This is a genomic window from Novosphingobium sp. AAP83, assembly GCF_001295795.1.
Taxonomy (GTDB): domain Bacteria; phylum Pseudomonadota; class Alphaproteobacteria; order Sphingomonadales; family Sphingomonadaceae; genus Novosphingobium.
In genome coordinates this window covers 1-2,327 of sequence record NZ_LJHY01000051.1, presented here as the reverse complement: position 1 = coordinate 2,327, position 2,327 = coordinate 1, and the positions used below count along the sequence as shown (strand labels likewise).

Sequence of the window (2,327 nt, the reverse complement as noted above, 5' to 3'; positions counted from 1 at the left end):
ATCCCACCCGATGCATAAGCCGTCGCAAGTTCCGTAGCCGTGCCCGTCAACGTGAGTACAGTCGTTGCGTTGATCGCGCCCGTCGTGGCGGTGTCCAGGCTATTCAGACTTGAAGCCGCAACCGACGTATCGGTAAGCGTGAGCGCCTCATCGCCTCGACCGGTGAAGGCAGTGGCACTGTACATGGTCGTCAGATCCGCGACAGAACCTGACACAGTGAGGATTTCTCCCATGTTGATCGTTCCGGTCGTGCCGAAATCAATCGCGTTCAATTGTGTTGCAGTGGCCGTAGTACCGGACAAAGTCACACCTTCATTGCCAAGACCGGTTATCCCAAGCGAGGCGTAAACCGCGGCGACGTCGGCCGCAGAGCCAGTTAGCGTGGTCACGGTCGAGGCATCAACGGCACCAGCACTCGAAAGATCCAGCGCGATAAGCGCAGAAGCGGCCGCAGTCGTACCGGAGAACCCGCTAGAGGCTGAACCTAGACCTGTAATTCCTGACGAAGCATAGGCCTGGGCCAATTCTTGTTCAGATCCTGTGAGTGTCAATACGGCCGAAGCATCTATAACGCCGGTAGTGTTGGCATCCAGCGCAATCAAAGTGGACGCTGCCAAGGTCGTATCGGACAGCGTCACGGAAGACCCGCCCAGCCCTGTGATACCTGCAGATGCGAAGCTAACCGCCACAGCCGATGCAGTACCGGTCAACGTTGCAACAGACGACGCATCAATAGTGCCTGTCGTCACGCCATCCAGCCCGTTCAGCGCGGTTGCTGCCAAAGTGCTGTCATTCAGCGTCACTGCTTCGTTGGCAAGGCCGACGACACCACTGGAAGCGTAGCTCGCGGCAACGTCCGCCGCAGACCCGGTAAGGGTCGTCACGGTCGAGGCATTGACCGTGATTATTGTCGCGGCATTGATGGCGTTGAGATCCGACGCAGCTGCGGTTGTTCCCGACAGCGTCACCGCTTCGTTACCAAGACCTGTAATGCCGACAGAGGCATAGCTTCTCGCTACATCTGCCGCTGAACCTGTAAGTCTCGTGACAGAAGACGCATCAATAACGCCGATCGTTTCCTCATCGATCGCATTCAAGTCGGTTGCTGCGACCGTGGTGCCAGAGAGCGTCACGGCCTCTCTGCCAAGGCCGATGATGCCGGCCGCAGCATAGCTTGTTGCCACATCTGCAGCTGTCCCGGTAAGGGTCAAGACAGAGGATGCATCTAGCGTTCCTGTAGTGCCTGCATCAATCACGTTGAGATCAGATGCTGCCGCCGTCGTATCAGATATCGTTAGCGCTCTGCCACCGAGGCCGGTGATCTCCAGAGACGCATAGCTTGTAGCCAGATCTGCCACTGATCCCGTCAATGCCGCTATAGACGACGCATCAATCGTACCGGTCGTCTTGGTATCAAGCGCATTAAGCGCCGTTGCAGCCAGCGTCGTGTCAGAAAGCGTTACCGCTGCGCTACCGAGACCTGAAATCTGATTGGAGGCGTAGCTGATCGCCACGTCCGCTCCAGACCCCGTCAGAGCAGCAACAGACGATGCATCGATCACGCCAGTTGTTTTGGTATCGAGGACGTTAAGCGCCGTTGCGGCGAGCATTGTGTCGGTCAACGTTACCGCCACACCGCTTAGGCCTGCAATCTCAACCGAAGCAAAGCTCGAGGCCAGATTTTCAGCAGAACCAACAAGCCTCGCTACAGACGACGCATCAATCACGCCGGTGGTCTCACCGTCCAAAGCGTTGAGTTCAGTGGCAGCTAGGATTGTGTCAGTTAGCGTAACAGCTTCGTTACCGAGGTCCGTAATTCTGTCAGAGGCATAGCTAGTCGCAATATCCGATGCGGAACCCGCCAGAGTTGTTACTGACGATGCATTAACTGTGACTGTATTGTCAAAAATAATCGCGTTGATGTCCGACGCAGCAGCGCTTGTTCCCGTTAGAGTTACTGCCTCATCGCCAAGACCTGAAACCCCATTAGATGAGTATGTAGCCGCCAGCTCGATAGCTGAACCAGTTAGACTAATCACAGAAGATACATTGATGGTCCCAGTCGTATTCCCATCCAGCGTATTCAACTCGGCCGCAAAAAGCGTAGTGTTAGTCAGCGCCGAATTGAAGTCGCTCGGATCGGTATCGAGATCAGCAAGCGCCTGCACAACCGCAGTCGCCGTCCCGTTGATCGCTGTGATCGCAGAGCCATCAATCGTGCCGCTGCCATTCGAAGTCTCGATCGCCGTGATATCAGCGGCCTCAGCAGCACCCGTCAGCGCCGAATTGAAGTCGCTCGGATCGGTATCGAGATCGGCAAGCGCCTG

The 2,327-nt window shown here is 56.3% G+C and carries 1 protein-coding gene; it reads right to left on the bottom strand.

The window, feature by feature from the left end:
* On the bottom strand, positions 1-2,327 hold a 2,327-nt coding region (locus tag IP81_RS21055), incomplete at both ends, for a hypothetical protein (protein ID WP_197274684.1).